Source organism: Streptomyces sp. NH27 (assembly GCF_056859195.1).
On the sequence record NZ_JACEGK010000758.1, the window covers coordinates 1 to 2,602 of the forward strand.

At 69.8% G+C, this 2,602-nt stretch carries 4 protein-coding genes; 1 reads left to right on the forward strand and 3 read right to left on the reverse strand.

What is annotated here, in order from left to right; genetic code table 11:
• Positions 1 to 771: hypothetical protein (locus AC13HU_RS35410; RefSeq protein ID WP_483046104.1), on the reverse strand; the 771-nt coding region annotated here is incomplete at its 3' end.
• A 395-nt stretch (positions 772 to 1,166) separates the two neighbouring features.
• On the opposite strand from AC13HU_RS35410, the gene AC13HU_RS35415 reads away from it, so the two are divergent.
• Positions 1,167 to 1,346 (forward strand): hypothetical protein, encoded by a 180-nt coding sequence (locus AC13HU_RS35415; RefSeq protein ID WP_483046105.1) that lies wholly within the window; start codon positions 1,167 to 1,169, stop codon positions 1,344 to 1,346.
• 34 nt (positions 1,347 to 1,380) lie between these two features.
• On the opposite strand, the gene AC13HU_RS35420 is transcribed toward AC13HU_RS35415, so the two are convergent.
• The gene (locus AC13HU_RS35420) at positions 1,381 to 1,539 is read right to left on the reverse strand and encodes a hypothetical protein (protein ID WP_483046106.1); all 159 of its coding nucleotides are present in this window, start codon (positions 1,537 to 1,539) and stop codon (positions 1,381 to 1,383) included.
• A complete protein-coding gene (locus AC13HU_RS35425) occupies positions 1,518 to 2,471 on the reverse strand; it encodes an ankyrin repeat domain-containing protein (RefSeq protein ID WP_483046107.1) in 954 nt (317 codons plus the stop codon). The genes AC13HU_RS35420 and AC13HU_RS35425 overlap by 22 nt, the downstream gene beginning before the upstream one ends.
• Between the last annotated feature and the right edge of the window lie 131 nt (positions 2,472 to 2,602).

Below are 2,602 nucleotides of genomic sequence, written 5' to 3' on the forward strand. Positions count from 1 at the left end.
GGTCACGGCGACGTGGCCGAGTTGCAGGCGGGTGACCGGACCGTCGTACGCGACGGCCCCGTCCGTGCCGCGGAAGGTGCCGGTGATCGTGACGTCGAGGCCGGCGCGCGCGGAGGACACTGGCTGGTAGGCCCCGCCGGCCGGGTCCTCGAACCGGTCGTAGACAACCGCGAGCGTGGCCGTGCTGACGCTGTCGACGCCGAGTTCGGCGCCGGTGACGTCCAGTTGCGTGGTGCCCGGGGGCACTTCGCGGCCCAGGACGTCGATCACGTCGGAGTCCGTGTGCGCGTAGGCGAGGGCGAGCGGGCCGATCGGCGCGGGGATGCACTCCGCGTACGAGTCGAGGGACCCCACGCTGAGGAAGTCCGGACGGGTCAGGGCCAGGGTGAAGCCGGACGCCTGCGCCTGCGCGTAGTTCTTCGCCGGCTCCGCGTCGGTACGCGCGATCCCGTTCCCGTGGTCGGTGAGGTGCTGCAACACGCCGGACGGGTCGGAGAAGTCGCCCTCGTCGAGCCCCTCGTCGGGCGCCGAACCGGCCGTGCCGAACACGCCGTGGAACGCGGTCAGCCCCGCCACGGGGACGTCCGAGACGGTCAGGTCGGCCAGGGTGCTGGTGGCCACGTCGCCTGCCGCCGCGGCGGCGTTCGGGCTGAAGGCGGCGAAACACGCGCCCGCGACGGCTGCGGCCGTACTGACGCCCACGGCGGCCTTGAAGGCTGCCCGGCGATGGTGGTTGCCGCTTCCGCGGCGCAGGGGGAGAGGCATCGGCATAGGCACATGAGACCCTGCCGCCCTACAGTCCGTGTGGGATCTTGCGCTGAACAGGTGTGTCGGTTCCGCGGCCCCGCAGGTGCCGGACGCCGACCGTACTGCCGACGACGCCGACCTGACGCCGGACGCGCGATCCGGGCTACGAACGGTCAGCAGTGTACGAACGGTCTGCGGTAACGGTAACGGTGGCGGTGCCGCCCAGCCCTGTTCGAGTGCGTCGCGCAGCGCCGTGACGCGTCGCTTCCCGATCCGGTGCGCCGGCTCGGTCTCCAGATCGTCGAGCAGTTCCAGCGCCTGTCGGCGGCGGGTGAGACTTTCCGGCGTGAGTACGACGAGTTTCGATCGTCCGAGCGGGGGTTCGGCACCACCTCGAGCAGCCCGAGAGCGACGAGTTGATGGACCATCTGGTGGGTCGCCGGGGGCTCACGGTCGTTGCCCGGACCGACGCCGACCGCGCCGGGTCGAAGTCGCGCGAGCAGAGATCCATCCCGGTCAGCGCCGAGTTGCTGCGGCTGTGGAGCGACTACCTGCACGCCGAGTACGGAGACCTCGACAGCGCGACTACGTGTTCGTGAACCTCTTCGCCGAGTCACGTGGTCAGGCCCTGTCCTATCCGGTCGCCGCCGACAGGTGTTCCATCCGCCAGCCGTCGGTGGGGACTTCGCGGCGGCGCCGGGTGTTGCGGTCGAAACGCTGCTGCTCGGCGGCCGTCTCGAGCAGCATTCTCAGGCGCGCGAGCAGCATTCTCAGGCGCGCGATGAAGCGCATTCGCCGACCGCCCCAGTGAGAAGGTCGCGCAGCTCGGCGATCCGGGCCGCCAGCACCAGCCGGGACTCCTCCGAGGAGGCCAGCCCCACCGCATGGGGACCGGCCAAGTCGAGGTAGTCGACGGGGGTGGCACCACGCGGGTACTTCACACGTGCGGCCCTGAACTGGCGCCGGGTCGGTAGCAGCGGGTCGGCGCCGGCTTGGAGCAGTTGCCGAACGGCGTCCTCCCGGAGGGTCATGGCTGCGGCGTGCAGCGGTGCGATGCCGGTCTTCAGGCCGAAAGCGTTCGGGTCCGCTCCGTGACGCAGCACGATCTCCAGCGCCGGTAGGTTGTGCCGGGCGACGTGCACGACCGTGTCGGGACGGATATGCGCTCCCGCGGCCGTAAGCAGCTCCGCCGACTTGATGCGGTGGGACTGGTAGAGGGCCAGGTCGAGCGCGGTCGTCCCGTGCCCGTCGACACGTTCGAGGTCGATCTCCGGTTGTGCGATCAACGCGGCTACGGCGTCAGTGTGGTTCTGGTACACCGCCCAGTGCAGAGCGGTGTGCCGGTGCGTGCCGTCGTCCTCGGCGGCGTTGACGTCGACGCCTTGCCCGCAGAGGTACCGGATGACAGAAGCTGCACCCATCCGCCCCGCCACCAACAAGAAGAACTGCAGGTTGCTTCGATCGCCGACCCCCTCGATCCGCAATCGGAACAGCGGCACGCAGTCCGTCTCCGCGGCGTAGAGCATCACGAAGTGTTCGCGGGATATTGCGTCACGGTGTGTGTAGACAGCCTGCGGGTCCGGGCTCGCGACGAGGTCGGCTACCGGACCCCGCAGTTTATCCAAGTGCCCCTGCATGGTGTAAACGCGGCGCATCTCGTCAAGCGCGCGGACAACAGCATCCTCGGCCGCCCGGTCCGGCAGAAATTCGGTCAGGGAGAGCATCGACACTCCAAGTCGAGACGATGTGGCGATCATGGTAGAGGGCCGAGCACGTCTCCCCCCGCGTGTGTCGGATCGTGTACCAGCCGGAGAGCGCGGGCCGACCGCCGCGGCGCCGGCACGACTCGATGACG

Excerpts from the sequence above, each read along its gene's own strand:
- AC13HU_RS35420 (WP_483046106.1), bottom strand. The coding sequence starts at position 1,539 with ATGCGCTTCATCGCGCGCCTGAGAATGCTGCTCGCGCGCCTGAGAATG.
- AC13HU_RS35425 (WP_483046107.1), bottom strand. The coding sequence starts at position 2,471 with ATGCTCTCCCTGACCGAATTTCTGCCGGACCGGGCGGCCGAGGATGCT.
- AC13HU_RS35415 (WP_483046105.1), top strand. The coding sequence starts at position 1,167 with ATGGACCATCTGGTGGGTCGCCGGGGGCTCACGGTCGTTGCCCGGACC.